At 65.9% G+C, this 22437-nt stretch carries 16 protein-coding genes; 14 read left to right on the top strand and 2 right to left on the bottom strand.

Annotated features, from left to right (window positions below; all coding sequences use genetic code 11):
• The first annotated feature begins 81 nt into the window (after positions 1-81).
• The 5 genes from ACT6QG_RS15385 (at position 82) to folD (ending at position 6320) form a co-directional block, all read left to right on the top strand.
• Positions 82-1335 carry a sarcosine oxidase subunit beta family protein gene (locus ACT6QG_RS15385; RefSeq protein WP_444978465.1) on the top strand — a complete coding sequence of 418 codons (1254 nt, stop codon included), beginning with the start codon at positions 82-84 and terminating at the stop codon, positions 1333-1335.
• Positions 1336-1358: 23 nt separating this feature from the next.
• Positions 1359-1610 (top strand): sarcosine oxidase subunit delta, encoded by a 252-nt coding sequence (locus tag ACT6QG_RS15380; RefSeq protein ID WP_444978464.1) that lies wholly within the window; start codon positions 1359-1361, stop codon positions 1608-1610.
• A complete protein-coding gene (locus tag ACT6QG_RS15375; RefSeq protein WP_444978463.1) occupies positions 1610-4582 on the top strand; it encodes a sarcosine oxidase subunit alpha family protein in 2973 nt (990 codons plus the stop codon). Before ACT6QG_RS15380 ends, ACT6QG_RS15375 begins: the two co-directional genes overlap by 1 nt.
• Complete coding sequence (locus ACT6QG_RS15370) at positions 4575-5195, top strand: sarcosine oxidase subunit gamma (RefSeq protein WP_444978462.1); 621 nt, start codon at positions 4575-4577, stop codon at positions 5193-5195. The genes ACT6QG_RS15375 and ACT6QG_RS15370 overlap by 8 nt, the downstream gene beginning before the upstream one ends.
• A 231-nt stretch (positions 5196-5426) precedes the next feature.
• Positions 5427-6320 (top strand): bifunctional methylenetetrahydrofolate dehydrogenase/methenyltetrahydrofolate cyclohydrolase FolD, encoded by an 894-nt coding sequence (gene folD / locus ACT6QG_RS15365; RefSeq protein WP_444978461.1) that lies wholly within the window; start codon positions 5427-5429, stop codon positions 6318-6320.
• Between the two features lie 170 nt (positions 6321-6490).
• Here the strand turns inward: folD and zapE are convergent, their stop codons facing one another.
• Positions 6491-7684, bottom strand: coding sequence for a cell division protein ZapE (gene zapE, locus ACT6QG_RS15360; RefSeq protein WP_444978460.1), 1194 nt, complete (start codon positions 7682-7684; stop codon positions 6491-6493).
• 414 nt (positions 7685-8098) lie between these two features.
• On the opposite strand from zapE, the gene ACT6QG_RS15355 reads away from it, so the two are divergent.
• Positions 8099-10318: an FUSC family protein gene (locus ACT6QG_RS15355; protein ID WP_444978459.1), complete on the top strand. Its 2220-nt coding sequence runs from the start codon at positions 8099-8101 to the stop codon at positions 10316-10318.
• A 362-nt stretch (positions 10319-10680) separates the two neighbouring features.
• Here the strand turns inward: ACT6QG_RS15355 and ACT6QG_RS15350 are convergent, their stop codons facing one another.
• Positions 10681-11799, bottom strand: a complete 1119-nt coding sequence (locus tag ACT6QG_RS15350) for a 2'-deoxycytidine 5'-triphosphate deaminase (RefSeq protein ID WP_444978458.1) — start codon at positions 11797-11799, stop codon at positions 10681-10683.
• Positions 11800-12056: 257 nt separating this feature from the next.
• Here ACT6QG_RS15350 and ACT6QG_RS15345 point away from each other — a divergent pair, with 257 nt between their 5' ends.
• The 8 genes from ACT6QG_RS15345 to ACT6QG_RS15310 all read left to right on the top strand — a co-directional run bounded on the left by ACT6QG_RS15345 (position 12057) and on the right by ACT6QG_RS15310 (position 22428).
• Entirely contained in the window at positions 12057-13274 is a 1218-nt protein-coding gene (locus ACT6QG_RS15345; RefSeq protein WP_444978457.1) for an O-succinylhomoserine sulfhydrylase, read from the top strand.
• Positions 13275-13507: 233 nt separating this feature from the next.
• A complete protein-coding gene (gene murB / locus ACT6QG_RS15340) occupies positions 13508-14458 on the top strand; it encodes a UDP-N-acetylmuramate dehydrogenase (RefSeq protein ID WP_444978456.1) in 951 nt (316 codons plus the stop codon).
• Between the two features lie 235 nt (positions 14459-14693).
• Positions 14694-15614, top strand: a complete 921-nt coding sequence (locus ACT6QG_RS15335) for a D-alanine--D-alanine ligase (protein ID WP_444978455.1) — start codon at positions 14694-14696, stop codon at positions 15612-15614.
• 29 nt (positions 15615-15643) lie between these two features.
• Complete coding sequence (locus ACT6QG_RS15330; protein ID WP_444978454.1) at positions 15644-16558, top strand: cell division protein FtsQ/DivIB; 915 nt, start codon at positions 15644-15646, stop codon at positions 16556-16558.
• A complete protein-coding gene (gene ftsA / locus ACT6QG_RS15325; protein WP_444978453.1) occupies positions 16555-17880 on the top strand; it encodes a cell division protein FtsA in 1326 nt (441 codons plus the stop codon). The genes ACT6QG_RS15330 and ftsA overlap by 4 nt, the downstream gene beginning before the upstream one ends.
• 89 nt (positions 17881-17969) lie before the next feature.
• Positions 17970-19712, top strand: coding sequence for a cell division protein FtsZ (gene ftsZ, locus ACT6QG_RS15320; protein WP_444978452.1), 1743 nt, complete (start codon positions 17970-17972; stop codon positions 19710-19712).
• Positions 19713-20036: 324 nt separating this feature from the next.
• Positions 20037-20972: a UDP-3-O-acyl-N-acetylglucosamine deacetylase gene (lpxC, locus tag ACT6QG_RS15315; protein ID WP_444978451.1), complete on the top strand. Its 936-nt coding sequence runs from the start codon at positions 20037-20039 to the stop codon at positions 20970-20972.
• 343 nt (positions 20973-21315) lie between these two features.
• Positions 21316-22428 (top strand): LLM class flavin-dependent oxidoreductase, encoded by a 1113-nt coding sequence (locus ACT6QG_RS15310; RefSeq protein ID WP_444978450.1) that lies wholly within the window; start codon positions 21316-21318, stop codon positions 22426-22428.
• Positions 22429-22437: the final 9 nt, after the last annotated feature.

The following is a 22437-nucleotide window of genomic DNA, read 5'->3' as shown; positions in this document are numbered from 1 at the left end:
CTTCAGGCAGGGCGCATGCGCCCGGTTCAGACGACACAGCCGGCAGGAACTGCCGCCTGTCAGCAAGGCAAATGGCTTCCCATGCGCTACAACTTTCTCTCCCTCGCCGCCCATGCCCTCACCGGCCACCGCACATGGAAGCCGGCCTGGCGCGATGCCGCACCCAAGGCCGCCTATGATGTCATCATCATTGGTGGCGGCGGTCACGGCCTGGCCACGGCCTATTATCTGGCCAGAAACCACGGCATCACTAATGTCGCAGTGATAGAAAAGGGCTGGATCGGCTCCGGCAATGCCGGGCGCAACACCACCATCATCCGCTCCAACTACATGCTTCCGGGCAATTCCGCCTTCTATGAACTCTCCATGAAACTGTGGGAGGGCATGGAGCAGGACCTCAATTACAACACCATGGTCTCCCAGCGCGGCGTGCTGAACCTCATCCACTCCGATGCCCAGCGCGATGCCTTCGTGCGGCGTGGCAACGCCATGCGCCTTGAAGGTATCGATGCGGAGCTGCTCTCGCTCGATCAGGTGAGGCAGATGGTCCCCTTCCTCGCCTTCGACAATGCCCGCTTTCCCATCAGGGGCGGCCTCATCCAGCGACGCGGCGGCACGGCGCGCCATGATGCCGTGGTGTGGGGCTATGCCCGCGCGGCGGACCGGCGCGGGGTGGATATCATCCAGAATTGCGAGGTCACCGGCTTCCGGCGCGATGCGACAGGCGCCATCACCGGGGTGGAGACCACGCGCGGCGCCATCCGCGCCGGCAAGGTGGGCATGGCGGTGGCCGGCAATTCCTCACGCGTCGCCGCCATGGCGGATCTGCGCCTGCCGATCGAGAGCTATGTGCTGCAAGCCTTCGTGACAGAAGCCATCAAGCCGCTTCTGGATACGGTGGTCACCTTCGGGGCGGGGCATTTCTATGTCTCGCAATCCGACAAGGGCGGCCTTGTGTTCGGTGGCGATATTGACGGCTACAATTCCTATGCCCAGCGCGGCAACCTGCCAACGGTGGAGGATGTGTGCGAGGGCGGCATGGCCCTCATGCCCGCCATCGGCCGCGTGCGCATCCTGCGCTCATGGGGCGGCATCATGGACATGACCATGGATGGCTCGCCCATCATCGACCGTTCACCCGTCGAGGGTCTCTATATGAATGCCGGCTGGTGCTATGGCGGCTTCAAGGCCACGCCGGCTTCCGGCCATTGCTTCGCCCATCTGATCGCCACCGGGCAGCCCGCACCGGAGGCCGCCGCCTACCGGCTCGACCGCTTCGCCCGCGGGGCGATGATTGATGAAAAGGCGCAGGGCGCCCAGCCCAACCTGCACTGAACTCCAGATGACGAGAGATCATCATGCGCATTCCATGCCCCTATTGCGGATCCCGTGATCTGCGTGAGTTCACCTATCAGGGCGATGCCGAGGCCACGGGCGATGCCTTCGAGCGCACCTATCTGCGCACCAATCCGTTCGGCCGCCACAAGGGCTGGTGGTACCACGACAATGGCTGCCGCTCCTGGCTGCTGGTGGAGCGCGATACCCGGACCCACGAGATCCACAGCGTTACCCTTGCCCGCAATGTTCCTGCCCGGAAGGAGGCCGTGTGATGGGCCAGACCAACCGTATCACGGGCGCGCCCGCCATCGATTACACCCGGCGCATCTCCTTCAGCTTCGACGGCCGCGCCTATGAGGGCCATGCGGGCGACACGCTGGCCTCCGCTTTGCTGGCCAACGGGGTGAGGCTGGTGGGCCGCTCCTTCAAGTATCACCGCCCGCGCGGCATCCTCACGGCCGGTTCCGAGGAGCCGAACGCTCTGGTGGAACTGCGCGAGGGCGCGCGGCGCGAGCCCAACTGCAAGGCCACCACGGTTGAGCTGTATGAGGGCCTGCTCGCCCGCAGCCAGAACCGCTGGCCAAGCCTTGAACATGATGTGGGGGCCATAAACGGCCTGTTCTCGCCCGTATTCGTCGCGGGCTTCTACTACAAGACCTTCAAATGGCCCTCCGCCTTCTGGGAAAAGATATATGAACCCGCGATCCGCCGGGCGGCCGGCCTTGGGCGCTCTGCCGGCCTGCCTGACCCGGATTCCTATGAAAAGGCTTTTGCCTTCTGCGATGTGCTGGTCATCGGCTCCGGCCCGGCAGGGCTGGCGGCGGCGCTGGCGGCCGGGCGGGCCGGCGCGCGGGTGATCCTGTGCGATGAGGATTTTCGCCTGGGCGGCCGTCTGCTGGCGGAAAAGGATACGGAGATAGACGGGCACAGCGCCCGCCACTGGCACAGCGCCGCCCTCGATGAACTCGCCAGCCTGCCGCATGTGACGCTGATGCCGCGCACCGCCATCTTTGGCGTGTATGACAGCGGCACCTATGGCGCGATCGAGAAGGTGGCCGACCATCTGCCCCACCCTGCCGCCCACCAGCCGCGCCAGCGCCTGTGGCAGATCGTGGCCCGCCGCTCCATTCTGGCCACCGGCGCGCTGGAGCGGCCGCTGGTGTTCAACGGCAATGACAGGCCGGGCGTGATGATGGCCGGCGCCATGCGCGCCTATGCCCACCGCTTTGGCGTTCTGGCCGGACGGGAGCTGGTGGTTTTCACCAATAATGACAATGGCTGGCGCACCGCCCTCGATCTGGCGGCGGCAGGGGCACATGTCCCTGCCCTGATTGATGCGCGCGATGATGTGGATGCCGGCCTCACCGCGCGCGGCAAGGCGGCGGGGCTGCATGTCATCACGGGCGGGCAGGTCATCGCCACCCATGGCGGCAAGGCCCTGCGCGAGGTGACCTTCACCGATGCCTCAGGCCGGAAGCAGAGCGTGCGGGCGGATGGGCTGGCCATGTCTGGCGGGTTCAATCCCCTTCTGGCGCTCTCCACCCATACGGGCGCACGACCGGTGTGGAACGAGGCGCTGGCAACCTTTCTTCCCGGCGGCCTGCCCAGCGGCATGGTGGCTGTCGGCGCGGCGGGGGGGGCTTTCGGCCTTGGCGCGGCCCTGAAGGGCGGCCATGCGGCCGGGCTTGAGGCCGCGGCGGATGCCGGCCACCATGGCGCACCGGGCCCGGCCCCTCAGGCGGCGGATGAGGTCTATGGTGTCTCGCCTGTCTGGCCCGTGGACGGCGCCCGGAAGGCTTTTGTCGATTTCCAGCATGATGTGACGGCGGCAGACATCACCCTTGCCCATCGCGAGGGCTATCGCTCGGTGGAACTGCTCAAGCGCTACACCACGCTGGGCATGGCGACCGATCAGGGCAAGCTCTCCAATATCAATGGCCAGGCCATCATGGCCGCGCTTGCGGGCAAGCCCATGGAGCAGGTGGGCACAACGGTGGCGCGCGCGCCTTCCGTGCCCGTGGCCATCGGCGCGTTTGCCGGCCATGCGCGCGGCATGGAATTCAAGCCCACCCGGCTGATCTCCGGCCATGCCCATGCGCGGGAACTGAACGCCACCTTCATCGAAACCGGCCAGTGGCTGCGCCCGCAATGGTATGCCCGCCCGGGAGAAACCGAATGGCGCGATACGGTGAACCGGGAGGTGCTCACCACCCGCACGGCGGCCGGCATCTGCGATGTCTCCACGCTGGGCAAGATCGATGTGCAGGGGCCGGATGCAGCGGAATTCCTCAACCGCATCTATATCAATGCCTTCGCCAAGCTGCCCGTGGGCAAGGCGCGTTACGGGGTGATGCTGCGCGAGGATGGCTTCATCCTCGATGACGGCACGGTGGCGCGGTTCGGCGAGGAGCAGTTCGTGGTCTCCACCACCACCGCCAATGCCGGGCGCATCATGAAGCATCTGAACTTTTGCGCGCAGGTGCTGTGGCCGGAGCTGGATGTGCAGATCGCCTCGATCTCCGAAGCCTGGGCGCAATATGCGGTGGCGGGCCCCCGCTCGCGCGAGCTGTTGCAGAAGCTGCTGGGCGAAACGTTCGATCTTTCAAACACCGCCTTCCCCTTCATGGGCGTGGCGGAATTTGAGTGGGCCGGCGTGCCGGTGCGCCTGTTCCGCATCTCCTTCTCCGGCGAGCTAGCCTATGAGATCGCGGTGCCGGCCCATTATGGCGAGGCCCTCGCGCGCGCCCTTGAGGCGGCTGGACAACCACTGGGCGCCTGCTTCTACGGCACCGAGGCGCTGGGCGTCATGCGCATCGAGAAGGGCCATGTGGGCGGGCCGGAAATGGTGGGCACCACGGCGGAGGATGTCGGCCTCGGGCGCATGATGTCCCCGAAAAAGGACTTCGTGGGCAAGGCGCTGGCCTATCGCGAGGCGATGGTGGACCCGAACCGCCAGCGGCTTGTGGGCCTGCGCCCGGTGGAGGCCGGAAAGCCTCTCGCGGGCGGGGCGCATCTGCTGGAAAAGGGCGCCGCCCCCACCACCGCGAATGATCAGGGCTATGTCACCTCCATCACCTGGTCTCCCAACCTGAAAAGCTGGCTGGGGCTGGCGCTGGTGAAACGCGGGCCGGAGCGCATCGGCGAGCGGATGCGGGTGGTCGATCTTCTGCGCAATACAGAGGTGGAAGTGGAGCTGTGCTCCCCCGTCTTCCTCGATCCTGAAGGGAGCAGGCTCCATGGCTGAGCATATCATCACCCCTCTCGCCCCCATCTCCGCCTTTGCCGGCCCCATCAGCCAGACCCGTTTTTCCGAAAGCGGAGAGGTGGTCATCCGCGAGCGCACCGGGCTGGGCATGGCCACCCTCACGGTGCGCCGGGGCCGGCATGAGGCGCTGAAAGCCGCGCTCGCCACCCATTACGGGCTGGAGCTGCGCGCGGGGGCGAAAGTCTCGCGCGGCAACGGGCTTGTGCTGGTGGGCACCGGGCCGGACAGCTGGCTGGCGATACAGGAGGGCGGCGGCTGGGCTTTTGCGAAAGGGCTGGCGGCGCATCTCTCCGGCCTTGCCGCGGTGGCGGACCAGTCTTCCGGCTATGGCGTGGTGCGCCTGTCCGGCCCCGCCGCCCGGCGCGTGCTGGCCAAGGGTGTGCCGGTGGACCTGCACCCCGCGGCTTTCGGCCCGGATGATGCGGCGGTGACGCTGGCATCCCATATCGGCATCATCCTCTGGCAGGACGCGGACGACAGGCCGCACGAGGCGCCGGCCTATGACATTGCGGTGTTCCGCTCCTTTGCCGGCAGCTTCTGGCACTGGCTGTCGGAAAGCGCCGCCGAGTTCGGCCTGCGAAAAGCGGGCTGAAGCCTCCCCCTCCTGCCTGATGACATGCCGGCGCGGCGTGCGCGCCGCCGGCGCATCTTCCCCCTGCCCTGCCGGACGGGAGATGCCTCCGCCAGACGGCATCCCGCACGAACCAGGGCGGGATGCCCGCCGCGCCCCTCCCCATCCACGGGCCTGAGCCACCCGCGCGATGTGCAGGACGCACCGGCCCTCTTTCTCCACACATGTCACAGATTCAGGACGAGGCCATTCATGACCACCCCCAGCAGCACGACGATCATTGACGGCAAGGCCGCAGCCGCCGCCCTGCGCGCGGATGTCGCCAAGGGCGCCATCTCCTTTACCGGAAAACAGGGCCGCCGCCCCGGCCTCGCCGTCATTCTGGTGGGCAATGACCCGGCCAGCGAGGTCTATGTCGGCTCAAAGGTGCGCCTCACCCGCGAGGCGGAGATGAAGAGTTTCGAATACCGCCTGCCCGCCGATACGCCGGAGGCGGAGCTGCTCGCGCTCGTGCGCAGGCTGAATGCGGATGATCTGGTGGATGGCATTCTGGTGCAGCTGCCCCTGCCGCGCCATATCGATTCCGGCAAGGTCATCCTCGCCATCGATCCGGCCAAGGATGTCGATGGCCTGCACCCGGAAAATGCCGGCCGCCTCATGGCTGGCCTGCCCGGCCTTGTTCCCTGCACGCCGCTCGGCTCCATGCTGCTGATCGAGAGCGTGCGGAAGGACATTGCCGGCCTGAATGCGGTGGTGATCGGCCGTTCGGTTCTGGTGGGCAAGCCCATCGCACAGATGCTTCTGGCGGCCAATGCCACCGTCACCATGGCCCATTCACGCACACAGGACCTGCCGGCAGTGTGCCGCGGCGCCGATATTCTGGTTGCCGCCGTGGGCGTTCCCGAACTGGTGAGGGGGGACTGGGTGAAGCCCGGCGCGATCGTTATCGATGTCGGCATCAACCGCCTGCCCCCGGCTGAAGGGGCGGGCAAGGGGCGGCTGGTTGGCGATGTCGCCTATGAGGAAGCCCGGGCCGTGGCCGGGGCCATCACCCCGGTGCCCGGTGGCGTGGGGCCGATGACCATTGCCTGCCTGCTGCAAAACACGCTCACCGCCGCCCGCCGCCGGATGGGCGAGCCGGCCTGAGACACGATCTGCCCGGGCCGGCGGTCGGGGCGGGGTCAGCCGGAGCGGAACATCCTGCCCGCCTGCTCCCGCGTGGCCCGGCTTTGGCAGGGCGCGACACTGGCTTGCATGGGCCGGCCCCGGATGGGAGGCCGGCCCATGCCTGTTCCCGTCAGCTCTCCTGTTCAGCCCTATTGGGGGGCGGGAGGCTTGATCTCTCCCGGCACTTCGGAATCACGCCGGCCATGGGGGCGGGCCATATATTCGCTGGAGCGCATCTCGGTGAGACGGGAGACGGTGCGCGCGAACTCGAACGCCTCCGTGCCATCAGCCCCCACATACAGCTCTTCCGGCATGGCGGCGGCGGAAGCGATGAGCTTCACATTGGCATCATAGAGTGTGTCGATGAGCGAGATGAAGCGCTTGGCCTCATTGCGCTGCCCCGGGGTCAGCACGGGAATGTGCTCCACCACCACGGTGTGGAACTGGCGGGCAATGGCCAGATAGTCCGGGTTCGGCCCCAGCGGCTTCTCGCACAGGTCGGAGAAGGTGAAGCGCGCCGCGCCATGGCCCATTTGCGGAATGGTGAGGGTGCGCCCCTTCAGTTGCAGCGCCCCGGGGGTGCTGCCCAGCTTGCCGACAATGCTGCTCCATGCCGCATTCACCGCCGCATCGGCCTCAGGCCCGAGCGGGGTGTGCCAGACATGGACCCCCTCCAGCTTCTCCATCCGGTAATCGGTGGGAGAATCAAGGTTGAGCACCTTCATCCGTTTGGTGATCTCACCGATGAAGGGCAGGAAGAGTGCGCGGTTCAGCCCGTTGAGATACAGATTCTTCGGGGCGACATTGGAGGTGGCCACCACCACCACCCCATCAGCGAACAGCTTCTCGAACAGGCGGCCGAGGATCATGGCGTCGGCAATATCGGTCACAGAGAATTCGTCGAAGCACAGCACCCGGGCCTCGCTCGCCAGCTCCGCCCCCACCACCGCGATGGGATCGGCATTCTTGCGGGGATTGGTCTTCTGCGCCTCGCGTTCCTTGTAGATGCGCTCGTGCACATCGCCCATGAAGGCATGGAAATGCGCGCGGCGCTTGGATTTGGGGGGCAGCGCCTCGAAGAAGAGGTCCATCAGCATGGATTTGCCGCGGCCCACCTCGCCATAGATATAGAGCCCCTGCGGGGTGCTCACTTGCGGTGTCTTGCGCTGGAACAGCCAGCCGAGCGCGGATGACTTGTGCGCCATCACATGCTGGCGCAGCTCCAGTTCCAGCCGGGCGAACTCCCGGACCACGGCGGCCTGGGCGGCATCCTGGTTGATGTCTCCCGACGCCAGCCGCGCCGCATAGAGTTCGCTCACCCGCGCCGTTTTCTCGTTCGGCATCTGCTTCCCCTGCCCCGCGTTCCGGGCGCGGCCAAGGTGCGGCGCGTCCCTCTCGTCAGGCCCCGGCTTAGAGCATCTGCCGCCAAGTTTGAAGCCATGGGGTGCAACTCTGGGCCAGAACACCCTTCCCGGCCGGTCCTGCCGTTCCGGAACGGGAATGCCGGAGAACAGACGCGGCGTGATCAACATATTGCCACTAACCCCTGCAACACACGCCGCGCCGAGGATGCAACGCACCCGAAAGCCGCTTTTCCACCCCGTTTTCGCTGCCTGTTCACCTCTCTGCCCGATGATGGCCCGCGTCACTCTGGACATGCCCCGCCCGGCATGACATCAGGCAGTGACGACGCCGGAGATCTGCCCGACGCCATGCCCCTGCACCCGCCACAGTTCATGTCCCGAAGGCGCCCCCTCATGGAGCGTCTGGCGCAATGGCGTGCCCATCACGACCCCGGTGCGATCGATACCACCCGCGCCTTGCATCTGGCCCTGTGCTTCACCATGGTGATCTTCATCGGCTATGGCACGGCGCTGAGCTTCGGCCTGCCGGCCGGCATGTACACCACCTTTCCGCTGATGGCGGGTGCGGGTGCGCTGTCCATGATCTCCTTCACCCCCGCCGCCAGCCGTCTGGCGGAAGCGCAGAACATGCTGCGCGTGTTCAGCCTGTGCGCCATGTTTCTGGCGCTGATGGTGCTGGTGGGGCCGGGAGACGGGGCAACCAATGCACTGATCCAGAAACTGCTGCTCATTCCCCTTCTGGCCTGCGCCCTGTTTCTGCGCAGCTGGGGCATGCCGGGGCAGCGGCTGGGCATGGCTGTCACCGTCATCGCCACTGTCGGCACGGTGCTCAGCCCGGGGCATGAGGAGGCCGCATGGCTGCTGGCGGCCTATTGCCAGGGCGCGTTCATTGCCGCTCTGGTGCGCCTTTCGCCCTGGCGTCCCTCGGCTGTGGCCTCCTATGTGCGCACGACCCATGACATGGAAGCCGCCGTCGCCGCCTATCTGCGCAGCATGTCGGAGGCGGTGCGCGAGGGCCTGCCCTTTTCCGAAGAGGATGCCGAGCCGCTGGAGGCCCTGCGCGGGCGGGTATGGGCGGCCCTTGCCAATGCCAATGCCGAGGCCCCCGAGGCCATGGAGGAGTTCGAGGCGCTGCGCGCCAAGCTGTATCGCCTGCGGGTGGGGGTGGAGCTTCTGGCCAGCTGCATTCCCGATACCCCGCCGGCACAGCCGGACGATGCTGTGGACTGGAGACGCCCCTTCGCCTCGGCGGCCGATTATCTGGCCCGCCGCCTTGAGGCGATGAACATCCATGATGTGCAGGGGCAGGAGCGCTTCATCCGCGCGATTGGCCTGCTGCGCGCCTGCGCCTTCTCACCCGCCTTGCCGGCGGAGGCCCGCTTTGCCCTGCTGCGCGCGCTGACGGCATTCGAGCGCCTGCTGCATCTGGTGGATACCATAGCCGAGACCGAGAACAAGCCCTTTCCCATCCGCCGCCTGCATCATGGACAGGGCCCCAATACATGGCCCGCCCGCATTCCCATCATGGTGGAGGATGCCCGGGGCCGGCGCGTGCTGTCCAACCCCATGAAGGTGGCGGTTCAGGGCTTTCTGGCCACCGGCCTCACCACCGGCCTGGATGTCCTCATCGGCCTCGACCATGCCTATTGGGCGACGATGACCGTCATCTTCGTGCTCGGCAACAGTCTGGGCGAAACCTATATGCGGGTGCGCTACCGCACGCTCGGCACCATTATCGGCGTGCTACTGGGCATGGGCGTGTTTCTCACACTGGGCGAGCACATGCTGTTCATCGCCTGCGCCTGCATGGCCGCACAGGTCATCGCCCTCATCACCCAGAAGGACCGCTACGATGTGTCCTCGGCCGCGGTCGGCTTTTCGGTGGTGCTGGGGCTGCATCTCATCAGCGGGCTGGGCACGGACGGCATGCTCGCCCGCATCTATGAAACCGCCATTGGCGCGGTGACGGCGCTGACCGTCTCCTTCCTCGTCCTGCCCGTCTATCTGACCGACCAGCTCCGCCCGCAGCTGCATGACATTCTCAAGCGCTGCCACAATGTGCTGGCGACATGGTGGCCCCATTACGGACCGACAAAGAGCATCTCGCCCCTGGCGCAGACCGTGCAGGAATTCGGCGAGCGCCTGCCCAATCTGGGCGCCGAGCACATTTTCGGCCATTCGGCGGGTGATGCGGCCAACCTCATCTCCACGCTGGATGTGGTGCTCACCTATCTCGCTTTGCTGGAAGATACGGCGACCCGGCTTGAGCACACCCATGTGAATGAGCAGGTACTTCCGGTGGTGGAGGCGGCCCGCTCCCGCACGCTCACGGCCTTCGAGCTGGCCTATGCCGCGGCCGGCAATCAGGGCCGTGCGGAAACGGCGGATGCCGGCGCGGCTGCGGCAGCCCCGGCGCTGGATGCGGCGATCTCCACCGCCCTGAGCATGGCCGATGACCCCGAGGTGCAGGGTACACTGCCACTGGTGGCGGATTATCTGGCCTATTCGGACAGTCTTCTGCGCCCGCTGCGGGAACTGCGCTCCAGCATACAGGACCAGTCTCCCTGGTGGCGCGAGCATGCCATCTCGGCAGACCGCCCACCCCATTCCTGAGATCATCGCGGCGAAAGTGGTTCAGGAGAGCCGCCTCGCCTGTCCCAAGGGCAGACAGGCCGGCACAGGCAAAGAGGGAAAGAGCCCCCCCATACGCCAATGGGTGCGATGAAGGTCATCCGCTGTGAATGCACAGGAACAGGCAGGCGCAGACCATCCTCCGCACTGCACCCGGCCTTGCACCGGCCAGCCCCGCAGGGTGGCATGTCGGGGTGGATGGGCCCGGCATCCATGGCTGTGCGTCATGCGGCACGCGCGCCGCCGGATAAGCGGGTCTCTGGCATGTCCGCACTGGAAATCCCGCCCCGCCGATTGCGGGGCAGAGCTCTTCCGGCGCCTCACATGGTTTCAGACGGCCGGCCTCACCCGGCGCTGAGCGGCCTGAAATGCTTGGAGAGTTTCAGCCCCTGCCCCTGATAGTTGGACTTCAGGTCCGCCCCATACAGAGCCTCGGGACGGCTGGCCATGCGCTCATAGACAAGGCGGCCCACGGTCTGCCCATGCTCGAGGATGAACGGCACCTCGCGCGAGCGTACTTCCAGCACCGCGCGCGCGCCCAGCCCGCCGGCCCCCGCATGGCCAAAGCCGGGATCGAAGAAGCCGGCATAATGCACCCGGAATTCCCCCACCAGCGGATCGAAGGGGACCATTTCGGCGGCATAGTCCGGCGGCACATGTACGCTCTCGCGCGAGGCGAGGATATAGAAGGCGTCCGGGTCCAGCACCAGCTGCCCCTTGCTGCCGGGGCGCACATGGATGGGCTCCCAGAAATCCTCGATCGCCAGCGCGCCGGAGACATCCACATCCACCACGCCGCTATGGCGCTTGGCTCGAAAGCCCTGAAGCCCGCCCCAGGCATCGCCGGCCAGATCCACGCCCAGTGCGATACCGCCCGCCGCGACATCCGGCGGGTCCATGTCCACCAGCCGCTCGGCGGCCTGCAGGCTCAGCAGCTCCAGATCATTCAGCCGGGCCACGCCGCGCCGGAACCGGATCTGCGACAGGCGCGAGCCGGTGCGCACCAGAATGGGGAAGGTGCGCGGGGAGATTTCCAGATAGAGCGGGCCCTTGTAACCTGCCGGAATCGTATCGAAGGAACGTCCGCCATCGGTGATGACGCGCACGAACACATCCAGCCGCCCGGTGGAGCTTTTCGGGTTGGTGGAGGCCGCAAGATCAGCCGGCAGCCTGAGATGCTCGAACAGTTCCACCAGATAGACGCATCCGGTTTCCAGCACCGCGCCGCCGGTGAGATCGAGCTTGTGCAGCACCAGATCATCCAGACGTGCCTTGACCGGGACACCCTCGCCGGGCAGGAAGCTGGCCCGGATCCGCCAGGCCGTGCGGCCAAGGCGAAGGTCGAGGCTGGCGGGCTGGATCTGGTCGGCATCGAAAAGGCGCCGGCAGGTGATCGCGCCATCAGCCTTCAGGGCTGCAATCGCCTCCGCCGGCAGAATGCCTGGCCTGGAAAATTCCGCCACTCGCGTTCCCATCAGCGCATCCCTTTTGCCGTTATCCCGGTCCCGCTGTTCGTTTTACCGAACGAAATCCTTGACGCCGCCGGAATGGCGGACTTATCTGACCCCGCTCAAGATGGATCGGTGCCTGAAGGCACTCCATCCCGTCTATATTCGAGAGTGCAAGGCCGGAACAGGCAAGTCAGACCAAGTATCTGCCCTGATAGGGGTAAATTCTTTGTATCACTGGCGCCATCCTGGTCCGGCTTCTGGAGGCACATATGTCATCGGCATCCAAGACTCCCTCATTCGTGCCGGCAGATCCTGCGACACTCCATCCCGAAACGCGCCTCGTGCATGGCGGCACGCTGCGTTCCGGCTTTGGCGAAACCTCCGAGGCCCTGTTTCTCACGCAGGGCTTTGTTTATGAGAGCGCGCAATCCTGCGAGGCGCGCTTCAAGAATGAAGAGCCCGGTTTCGTCTATTCGCGCTACGCCAACCCCACCACCGAAATGTTCGAGCAGCGCATGGCCCTGCTGGAAGGGGCGGAAGCCGCGCGCGCCACCGCCTCCGGCATGGCCGCCGTGCAGGCCGCGCTCATCTGCCAGCTCAAGGCGGGAGACCATGTGCTGGCCGCCCATGCCCTGTTCGGCTCCAGCCGCTGGATTCTGGATGAATTCCTGCCGCGCTTCGGCGTGGATGTGACGCTGGTGAACGGCACCGACATCGAGGCCTGGCGCAAGGGCATCCGCCCCAATACCAGGGCCGTGCTGCTGGAGAGCCCCACCAACCCCACGCTCGACATCATCGACATCGGGGCCGTGGCGGAGATTGCCCGTGGGGTGGGCGCCACCGTGATTGTCGACAATGTGTTCGCCACCCCGCTGCTCCAGCATCCGCTGAAGCTGGGCGCGGATGTGGTGGTCTATTCCACCACCAAGCATGTGGATGGGCAGGGCCGCTGTCTTGGCGGCATCATCCTCACCTCCCGCGCCTTCATGGATGAGCATCTGCAGACCTATCTGAGGCAGACCGGTCCCTCCATCTCCCCCTTCAATGCCTGGGTGCAGCTCAAGGGGCTGGAGACACTGGGCCTGCGGGTGGACCGCATGCAGGCCAGCGCGGCCCGCATTGCCGATACGCTGGCGGCCAACCCAAAGGTTGCCCGCGCGCTCTATCCCTTCCGGGACGATCATCCGCAGGTGGAACTGGCCCGGCGGCAGATGTCCGGTGGCGGCACGCTGGTGACCTTCTCGGTGAAGGGGGGCAAGGAGGCGGCCTTCCGCTTCATGAATGCCCTGCGCGTCATCCGCATTTCCAACAATCTGGGCGATGCGAAAAGCCTCATCACCCATCCGGCCACCACCACCCACCAGCGTTTCACCCCGGAAGCGCGGGCGGAAATGGGCATTGATGATGGCCTGCTGCGCCTCTCCGTGGGGCTGGAGCATCCCGATGACCTGATCGCCGATCTGGAACAGGCGCTGACGCACGCCTGATCCCGCCGGGGGAACGCGCCGGCAGGCGGGGCGGCACGGCAAGATGTGCGCTCCTGCCTGCCCTGCGGCAGATGCGCGCCGGGATGGCTCCATCCCGGCGGCTCATGGCTTGCAGCGGCCTGTTTTGCAGCGGCCTGCCTTGCTCTTGCCCGCTGCATATGGGAGAGGCAGAAACCGCCAGCCCACAGCAAGAAGGGTGCGGGCCTTGCGCGCCGCACCCCGGACGAGACAGCATGACCCGAGCCGAGAGCCTCCAGCCCGCGCCCTTCGCGGATATGACCCCCGCATTGCGCGCCGCCGCTCCCGGCCTGCGCGGCTCTCTCACCGCCAATGCCCCCCTCGCCCCCTTCACATGGTTCCGCGTGGGCGGCCCGGCACAGGCCCTGTTCATTCCGGCCGATGAGGAAGACCTCGCCCTGCTGCTCTCCTGCCTGCCCGCGGATGTGCCGGTGACGGTGATCGGCCTCGGCTCCAATCTCATCGTGCGGGATGGCGGCGTGCCCGGTCTGGTGATTCGTCTGGGCAAGGGCTTCAACGAGATCGTGGTGGAAGGCGACACCATCACCGCCGGCGCGGGCGTTCCCGATGTGAAGGTTGCCCGGGCGGCGGGCGATGCAGCCCTTGCCGGCTTTTCCTTCCTGCGCGGCATTCCCGGCGCCATTGGCGGGGCGCTGCGCATGAATGGCGGCGCCTATGGCGGAGAGACGAAAGACGTGCTGGTGCGCGCCGACGCGATCTCCCGCACCGGTGAGAAACTCAGCTTTTCCAATGCGCAGATGGGCTTTTCCTATCGCCATTGCGATGTGCCGGATGATGTGATCTTCACCCGCGCCATCTTCAGGGGCACACCGGGCGACCCGGAACGGATCGCCGCCGCGATGAACCGCATCACCGAAAGCCGCGAGGCGACACAGCCCATCAAGAGCCGCACCGGCGGCTCCACCTTCCGCAATCCGCCCGGCACCAATGCCTGGAGGCTGGTGGATGGGGCGGGCCTGCGCGGTTTCACCATGGGCGGGGCGCAGGTCTCCGAACTGCACACCAATTTCCTCGTCAATCTCGGCCATGCCACCGCTGCCGATATAGAGGGGCTGGGCGAGGAAGTGCGCCGCCGGGTAAAGGACAATTCCGGCATCGAGCTGATGTGGGAGATCAAGCGCATCGGCATTCCTCTTCCGGCCTGAGACGCAAGGCCTGTTCCGGCATCTCTTTTGCCGGAAACTGCCCCGCACGGTAGCGGGAGCAGTAGCGGGACTTCGGGCCGGCATTAGCAAAAGTGCAAGACGCACCCTTCATGGTGAAGCTGTCCGCATTGCGGGCAGGCGCATCGGCGGGCCCGGCCCATCCGGCGCATGACACATTGGCAAAATGGCATGGGTGCCCGGCCGGGGCCCATGTTCCAGTATCGGGAAGGCGCAAATGGCAAGACATGTTGCAGTGCTGATGGGCGGCTGGTCCTCTGAACGCGAGGTGTCGCTGCGCTCCGGGGCAGCCTGTGCCGATGCGCTGGAGACAGCCGGATACCGGGTGACGCGCGTGGATGTGGATCGCGATGTCGCCACCGTTCTGGCCCGCCTGAAGCCGGATGTGGCGCTCAATGTGCTGCATGGCACACCGGGCGAGGATGGCATCATCCAGGGCATCCTCGAAGTGATGCAGATCCCCTATTCCCATTCCGGCGTGCTGGCCTCGGCGCTGGCGATGGACAAGGCGCAGGCGCGCATCACGCTCGCCGCGGCCGGCGTTCCGGTGGCGCGCGGCGGCCCGGTTTCGCGCAGCGAGGCGGCGCGCGCCCATGTGATGGAGCCGCCCTATGTGCTCAAGCCCATCGCGGAGGGCTCATCGGTCGGCGTGTTCATCGTGCGCGAGGACCAGACCCATCCCCCGCAGGAGCTGAACCGGGCGGACTGGTCCTTCGGCGAGACGCTTCTTGTGGAAGAGTTCATCCCCGGACTGGAGCTGACCTGCGCCGTGATGGGCGACCAGGCCCTTGGCGTCATTGAGATCGAGGCCACCCAGCCCTTCTATGATTATGAGAGCAAATATTCGGCTGGCGGCTCTTCCCACATTCTTCCGGCCCGCATTTTACCTGACGTTTACGAGAAAGTGCGGATGTTAAGCCTAACGGCGCACCGGGCTTTGGGGTGCCGGGGGGTATCACGGTCGGATTTTCGCTATGATCCGTCCCGCACGGACGGCTCTGGCCTCATCTGTCTGGAAGTGAATACCCAACCCGGCATGACCGAAACCTCGCTGGTGCCTGATCTGGCTGCCCATGCGGGCATATCATTCGGCGAGCTTGTGACATGGATGGTGGAGGACGCTTCCCTGAAACGGTAGGGCCCCAAGGCGGGCCTTCCCGGCTGAAGATGACGCCCCAGCCCCCGCCGGGGCGGCACAAACGCCTGCCGCCCCCGCCGCGCCCCGCCAGCCGCACCGCCCTTTTGTGGCGGCGGCTGATGGTGCGGCTCTCCGCCTCCCGCCTCGGCCGGCACGGTTCCGGCATTCTCACCGCCGTGGTCATTGGCGGGTTCGTGGCGCTGGGCGTCGGGCTTGGTGACCATGTGGAGGATACCCGGACCATCGGCTTCGATTTCGCCGATGCCGCGGCCAATGCCGCCGGCTTCCAGGTGAAGGAGGTCAAGCTCTCCGGCTATAATCATGTGACCCCGGCCGAGATTTTGAAAACGGCCGGCATCAAGTCCTCCACCTCCATCCTGTTCGTGAATGCCGATGACATGCGCGCCCGGCTGGAGGATCTGCCGTGGATCCAGTCCGCCACCGTGCGCAAGCTGTTCCCGGACAGGATCGAGATCCGCATCACCGAGCGGCAGTCCTTCGCCCTGTGGCAGATCAATGGCGAAATTCACGTCATCTCGCGTGATGGCACCCCCATTGCGCCCTATTCCGATGACCCGCGCTATGTGCATCTGCCCATCGTTGTGGGTGAGGGGGCGCAGAAGCGTGTCGGCGAGATCGTCGATGCCCTCGCCCGTCTGCCCGGCCTGCGCGACCAGGTGCGCGCGGCCATTCTCGTGGCCGAGCGGCGCTGGACCCTGAAAATGACCAATGGCATCGATGTGCGCCTGCCCGAACAGGGGCTGGACGAGGCGCTGATGCAGCTCGCGGAGCTGGACCGCGACAAGCAGATTCTCACCCGTGACATCACCATCATTGACCTGCGTCTGCCCGACAGGGTCGCGGTGCGCCTTTCCGATGAGGCCGCCGCCGCCCGCGCCGAAGCGCTGAAGGCTAAGAAGAACAGGAAAGGAGGCCCCGCATGAGGTCCCGGCTCGCTCAGGGCTTTGCGCCGAAGATGCGCCCGCTCCCCCCACGCAAGAGCGGCATTGTCGGCGTTCTGGATATCGGCACTTCCAAGGTGGTGTGCGCGATCGCCCGCCTGAAGCCGCGCGGCCCATCGGATGTCCTGCGCCGGCGCACCCATTCCATCGATGTTCTCGGCATCGGCCATACCCGCGCCTATGGCATCAAGGGCGGCACGGTGGTGGATATGGCCAAGGCGGAGCTGGCCATTCGCCAGGCCGTGGACATGGCCGAGCGCGCCTCGGGCGTGCAGATCGCCTCCGTGGTGGTGGGCGTTTCGGGCGGCCGTCTGGCCTCCCAGCATTATGAGGCCAGCGTACGCCTCACCTCTCCCTCGGTTGAGGAGTCCGACATCCGCCGCGTGCTGGAAGCCGCCTCCACCTATGGTGTGGGCGACGGGCGCGCCGTGGTCCATGCCCTGCCGGTGGGCTATTCGCTGGATGGCCGCTTCGGCATTGGCGAGCCGCGCGGCATGCTGGGCCATGAGCTGGGCGCCAACATGCATGTCGTGACCGCGGATCTCACCGCGCTGAAGAATCTGGTGCTGTGCGTGGAGCGTTGCCATCTCTCCATCGAGGCGATGGTGGCGGCCCCCTATGCGGCGGCGCTCTCCTCCCTCACCGATGACGAGATGGAACTGGGCGTGACCATGATCGACATGGGCGCGGGCACCACCACCTTCTCCATCGTCGCCGGCGGGCACTGCGTCTATATGGATGGCGTGGCGCTGGGCGGCCAGCACATCACCAATGATGTGGCGCGCGGCCTGCCCGCCCGCCTGAATGATGCCGAGCGCCTGAAGGCGCTGCATGGCGCCGTTGTCGCCGTTTCGGCCGATGAGCATGACATGCTCACCGTGCCCCCCCTCTCGGGCGACCCGCGCGACCAGCCGAACATGGTGCCCAAATCCCGCCTCGTCACCATCGTGCGTCCGCGCGCGGAGGAAATCGTCGAACTGATTCGCGAACGCCTGAAGGCCTCCGGCCATGCGGGCGATGCCGGACGGCGTGTAGTGCTCACCGGCGGCGCGGCACAGTTGCAGGGATTGGCCGATCTGGTGGTGAAAGCCATCGCTCCACAGGTGAGAATTGGCCGTCCGTTAGGAGTTTCTCGTTTGCCTGAAGCGGCGCGCGGTTCGGCCTTCGCGGTCACCGCCGGCCTGCTGGTTTACCCGCAAGTCGCTGGACTTGAACACTTTGAGCCGCGTCGCCGGCAGGCGGCAGGGGCCGAGGGCCAGGGATATTTTGGGCGGGTCGGCCGCTGGTTGAAGGATAGCTTTTAGACAAGATTAACCAAATCAGCGTTATCCATTCCTACAGCCAACTTCTTCTTGAGACGCATTGAGCCGAGCGGGTTCCACGGAGCAACAGCATGACGATCAACCTTCAGATGCCCGATATTCGTGAGCTCCGCCCGCGGATTACGGTGTTCGGTGTGGGCGGTGCCGGTGGCAACGCTGTCAACAACATGATTTCCTCGGGCCTGTCCGGCGTCGAGTTTGTGGTGGCGAACACCGACGCACAGGCTCTGGCCCTGACCAAGGCCGACCGGGTTGTGCAGATGGGCGTGGCCGTGACCGAGGGTCTGGGCGCCGGCTCCCAGCCTGAAGTCGGGCGCGCTGCCGCTGAAGAGGTGATCGACGAGATCCGTGATCACCTGTCCGGTTCGCACATGGTGTTCATCACCGCCGGCATGGGCGGCGGCACCGGCACGGGCGCTGCCGCCGTGGTGGCCAAGGCCGCCCGCGAGCTGGGCATCCTCACCGTGGGCGTGGTCACCAAGCCGTTCCACTTCGAGGGCCAGCGCCGCATGCGCGTTGCCGAGCACGGCATCACCGAGCTGCAGAAGAGCGTTGACACCCTCATCGTCATTCCGAACCAGAACCTGTTCCGTGTGGCCAACGAGAAGACCACCTTCGCCGACGCCTTCGCGATGGCCGACCAGGTGCTCTATTCGGGCGTGGCCTGCATCACCGACCTGATGGTGAAGGAAGGCCTCATCAATCTCGACTTCGCCGACGTGCGCGCCGTGATGCGCGACATGGGCAAGGCGATGATGGGCACGGGCGAGGCCTCCGGCGAGAAGCGCGCCCTTCAGGCGGCTGAGGCGGCCATCGCCAACCCGCTGCTGGACGATGTGTCCATGCAGGGTTCGCGGGGCCTGCTGATCTCCATCACCGGCGGCAAGGACATGACCCTGTTCGAGGTGGACGAGGCCGCCACCCGCATCCGCGAGGAAGTGGACCCGGACGCCAACATCATTCTCGGCGCAACCTTCGACGACATGCTGGAAGGCATCATCCGCGTCTCCGTGGTGGCCACCGGCATCGACCCGGAAGTCATCCCCGACCAGATGCAGCCGGCCACCGACCTGCAGGGCCGCAAGATGTCGAACGCCGGCCGCATGGCGGTGGAAGGCGCGCGCGAAGCCCAGATCCGTGCCGCGGTGGACAGCATCTCGGCCGAGGACCTCATCGGTCTTGACGATTTCGCCCCCGTGGCCCAGCAGCCGGCCCACGCCGCCTATGCCCCCACGCCCACCTATGCCCCGCCCGCAGCGGAGCATCACCACCAGGCCGTGGCCATTGACGATGTGACCATCCGCGCCGCCGCGCCCAAGCCCTCCTTCTATTCCGAGCCGGAGCAGCCCGCTGCCCCCGCCCCGATTGCCGAGGAAGACGAGTTCGCGCCCTATATTCCCCCGCAGAGCCAGCGTCCGCGCACCCCGCGCATGCCGCGTGTGGATGAGCTGCCGCTGCCGGCCCAGAACCAGATCCGCGCCCAGCGTGGCGAGCCCCCGGTTCCCCAGCCGCAGCCGGACAAGAAGCGCATGACCCTTCTCCAGCGTCTGGCCAATGTCGGCCGCCGCGAGGAAGAGCCCGCGCCGGAGCCCGTGCATCGCGAGCAGCCCTCCATGCGTGCCCCCGAGGCGCACGACCAGGGTTACCGCGCCGATGCCCGCCCCACCCTTGGCCGGCCCGACGCCCACGCCGAATATGGCAAGCGCCCCCAGGGCCGCCCCATGTCCGAGGTGCCCTCCCGTCCCGCACCGCAGCGTCACGATGAGGATGACCAGCTCGAGATCCCGGCTTTCCTGCGTCGCCAGGCCAACTGAGGATCAAAAGGGAAAGACCGGACCGGCCACGATTCGATCTTTCCCCCCGCTCACATGCTGTGTTGCAAACTGTTCAGGGCCAGCCTCGCGCTGGCCCTAACTTTTTGTTATATATAATGAAATATGAATTTCATTTTGGTAACAGGACGTAAGCAAGCGTGATTTGGCGTGAGCCGGTCCGCAGACTAGTGTGCCCACATCTCGCAGTTGCCGCATGACGGCCGCGCCCTTTCCAGGGGCTCTGGCCAGGCGGTTCGGGAACAGGTTTTCCGGAAGGAGTGGCCGTATCAAGGCAAGCCTTCCGAAATTGGGACGACACGGATCATGCAGACGACTCTGGCACGCGAAGTGGCTCTGAAAGGCGTGGGTGTACACGCTGGCGTCGAGGCGACCATCACCTTGAAGCCTGCCGCCGCGAATACCGGTATCGTCTTTTCCCGCACCTTCGCCGACAGCGCCCCGCGCAAGGCGGCCGTCAACTGGAAGTCCGTGCAGGCAACCGATCTGGCCACCGTGCTGGGTGACCGTTCCGGCGCTCTGGTCTCCACTGTCGAGCATCTCCTCTCCGCCCTGTCCGGCCTTGGCGTGGACAATGTGCTGGTGGAGATTGATGGCCCCGAGGTTCCGATCCTCGACGGCAGCGCCGCCCGCTTTGTCGAGGCGGTGGATCAGGCCGGTCTCGCCGTCCTTGCCTCGCGTCGCAAATATATCAAGGTCCTGAAGCCCGTTCGTGTCGAGAATGGCGCCTCCTTCGGTGAGCTGCGCCCCTATGATGCCGGCTTCCGCCTTGAGGTGGAGATCGACTTCGCCCATGAGGCGATCGGCCGTCAGCGTTTCGCCGCCACTATGACGCCTTCCGTGTTCCGCCGTGAGCTTTCCGCCGCGCGCACCTTCGGCTTCCTGAGCGATGTGGAGCGTCTGCGTGCTGCCGGCTATGCCCGCGGCGCGGCGCTGGAAAACACCGTGTGCCTCGATGAGAACGGCGTGATGAACGAGGACGGCCTGCGTTATGCCGACGAGTTCGTGCGCCACAAGGCTCTGGATGCGGTGGGTGATCTGGCCCTTGCCGGCCTGCCGCTTCTCGCCCGCTACAGCTCCTATCGCGGTGGCCACAAGCTGAATGCCGCCATGGTGGCCGCGCTGCTGTCCGATCGCGCCAACTACGCGATTGTGGAAGAGGCCGCCCGCCCGGTGCGCGAGAGCGTGGGTGCGGAAATCTCCGGCACCAGCCCGGTTCCGGTGTTTGCCCCGGAGCGCTGAGCCCCGCGCACATTCTGTTCTGAACATGGAAAGCCGCAGGTGATGAGCCTGCGGCTTTTTCCGTTTGGGCGCACCATAGGCCGGCCCCCCTGTGGCCCGCCTCGGCCGCCCTTGCCCTGCGCGCTTCCGGCTGGGGCAAGCAGGTGTCTGTGCGCCCCGTGAGCTGAGAGAGCCAAGCGCCCCCCACAGCCTTGCCCACCATGGTGGCAGGGTGGCAAAACACATCCATCCCATTGTTACAAAACGGTTTTCAATCCCACATATGGCAGATGGGCAAAATACCATTTGACAGAATCTTATATAGACTATTTTTATAGATTAAATCATGTTTTGGAGAGCCCCAATGAGTTCACGCCTGCGGTTCGGTGTCTGGTCACCCGTTCACGGCCCGCGCGCAGCGTGGCAGGACCCTGAGGAGCCCTTCAACGCATCCTGGGAGCACAACAGGGATATCGTCCTTGCAGCCGAGGCCCTGGGTTATGATTCAACGCTGGTGGCGCTTCACACGGTCAATCCGTATGTGGCCGACAAGGACCAGCTTGAGGCATGGACCGCGTCTGCTGCCCTTGCCGCGCTCACCAGCCGGATCGAGATCATCACCGCGATCAAGCCCTATCTCTATCACCCGGTTGTGCTGGCGAAGATGGCGCTTCAGATCGAGAACATTTCCCGCGGCCGCTTCGGCTTCAATCTGGTGAATGCGTGGAACCGGGCGGAGTTTGAAAAGGCCGGCATTCCGTTTGGCGAGCATGATGCGCGCTATGCCTATGGCCGGGAGTGGATCGAGGTGGTCGAGCGCCTCATCCGTGGCGAGCGTGTCTCCCATCAGGGCGAGAATTTCCACATTTCAGACTATCAGCTCACCCCGAAAAGCCCTGTCCGGGACCGGCCGCGCATCTATCTGGGCGGGGAGTCCGAACCGGCCCGCGCATTGGCGGTGGATTTTGCCGACACCTTCTTCCTGAACGGGCAGCCGCTGGAAGATGTGCAGGCTTTCATCAGCGATATCCGCCGCCGCCCGCGCAAGGGTGAGCCGATTTCGTTCGGGCTGGCGGCTTTCGTCATTGCCCGCGAAACGGAGCGTGAGGCGCAGGAAAACTACCGCCATCTCGCCGCCCTTGCCGAAAAGGATGCAGGCATGCGTGCGGAGGTCGCCTCCCGCACCGACAGGAATGTCGTGATGGTCCGCAATTTCGCGAAATCTGCCCGCATTGGCAGCAATGGCGGCACGGCGGCCGGGCTGGTGGGCAGTTATGATCAGGTGGCCGAGCGGATATGGGCATTCCACAAGGCCGGAATTGATCTGTTCATGCTGCAGTTCCAGCCGCTGCATACCGAGCTTGCCCGGTTTGCCCATGAGCTTTTCCCGCGGCTCGGGCGTGAAGCGCCCGCTCCCGGCGCCGTGCAGGCCCAGCGGGCAGAGGCCCGCCCCGCTTTGCACAGCATCAACCCCTGACATGATTGC

The organism is Haloleucobacter ellipsoideus (assembly GCF_052491725.1).
Note: the sequence above shows the minus strand (reverse complement) of the source record. Positions and strands in the feature narration are given on the sequence as shown.

Coding starts and splice junctions, on each gene's coding strand:
- murB (WP_444978456.1), top strand. CDS start 13,508: ATGACCCGAGCCGAGAGCCTCCAGCCCGCGCCCTTCGCGGATATGACC.
- ACT6QG_RS15345 (WP_444978457.1), top strand. CDS start 12,057: ATGTCATCGGCATCCAAGACTCCCTCATTCGTGCCGGCAGATCCTGCG.
- folD (WP_444978461.1), top strand. CDS start 5,427: ATGACCACCCCCAGCAGCACGACGATCATTGACGGCAAGGCCGCAGCC.
- lpxC (WP_444978451.1), top strand. CDS start 20,037: ATGCAGACGACTCTGGCACGCGAAGTGGCTCTGAAAGGCGTGGGTGTA.
- ACT6QG_RS15385 (WP_444978465.1), top strand. CDS start 82: ATGCGCTACAACTTTCTCTCCCTCGCCGCCCATGCCCTCACCGGCCAC.
- ACT6QG_RS15330 (WP_444978454.1), top strand. CDS start 15,644: ATGACGCCCCAGCCCCCGCCGGGGCGGCACAAACGCCTGCCGCCCCCG.
- ACT6QG_RS15310 (WP_444978450.1), top strand. CDS start 21,316: ATGAGTTCACGCCTGCGGTTCGGTGTCTGGTCACCCGTTCACGGCCCG.
- ACT6QG_RS15355 (WP_444978459.1), top strand. CDS start 8,099: ATGGAGCGTCTGGCGCAATGGCGTGCCCATCACGACCCCGGTGCGATC.
- ACT6QG_RS15335 (WP_444978455.1), top strand. CDS start 14,694: ATGGCAAGACATGTTGCAGTGCTGATGGGCGGCTGGTCCTCTGAACGC.
- ACT6QG_RS15370 (WP_444978462.1), top strand. CDS start 4,575: ATGGCTGAGCATATCATCACCCCTCTCGCCCCCATCTCCGCCTTTGCC.
- ACT6QG_RS15375 (WP_444978463.1), top strand. CDS start 1,610: ATGGGCCAGACCAACCGTATCACGGGCGCGCCCGCCATCGATTACACC.
- ftsA (WP_444978453.1), top strand. CDS start 16,555: ATGAGGTCCCGGCTCGCTCAGGGCTTTGCGCCGAAGATGCGCCCGCTC.
- zapE (WP_444978460.1), bottom strand. CDS start 7,684: ATGCCGAACGAGAAAACGGCGCGGGTGAGCGAACTCTATGCGGCGCGG.
- ftsZ (WP_444978452.1), top strand. CDS start 17,970: ATGACGATCAACCTTCAGATGCCCGATATTCGTGAGCTCCGCCCGCGG.
- ACT6QG_RS15380 (WP_444978464.1), top strand. CDS start 1,359: ATGCGCATTCCATGCCCCTATTGCGGATCCCGTGATCTGCGTGAGTTC.